This window comes from Zoogloea sp. LCSB751 (assembly GCF_002028455.1).
Taxonomy (GTDB): domain Bacteria; phylum Pseudomonadota; class Gammaproteobacteria; order Burkholderiales; family Rhodocyclaceae; genus Zoogloea.
The window spans coordinates 1-237 of record NZ_MWUM01000603.1; the positions used below are offsets into that span (position 1 = coordinate 1).

The 237-nt window shown below is 57.8% G+C and carries 1 protein-coding gene; it reads left to right on the forward strand.

Annotated features, from left to right (window positions below; genetic code table 11):
- Positions 1 to 28: 28 nt before the first annotated feature.
- On the forward strand, positions 29 to 237 hold a 209-nt coding region (locus B4920_RS27880; protein ID WP_216820143.1), incomplete at its 3' end, for a hypothetical protein.

A 237-nucleotide genomic window follows, 5' to 3' on the forward strand; every position in this document is an offset into this window, starting at 1 on the left:
AGAATTCAGTTATGTGGTGGTGTCGCCCATGTTGCCCAACACCTCGAACCAGCCCTGCGCGGGCAACAATACTTGGCTGCCGATCCGCCCCGCAACCGACTCTGCCCTCGCCATGGGCATGCTGCGCTGGATTATCGATAACCAGCGCTACGCCAGTGCCTTTTTGACCGCGCCCAATGCAGAGGCGGCGAAAGCTGCGGGTTATCGCGGCTTTAGTAATGCCAGCTTCTTAATCAT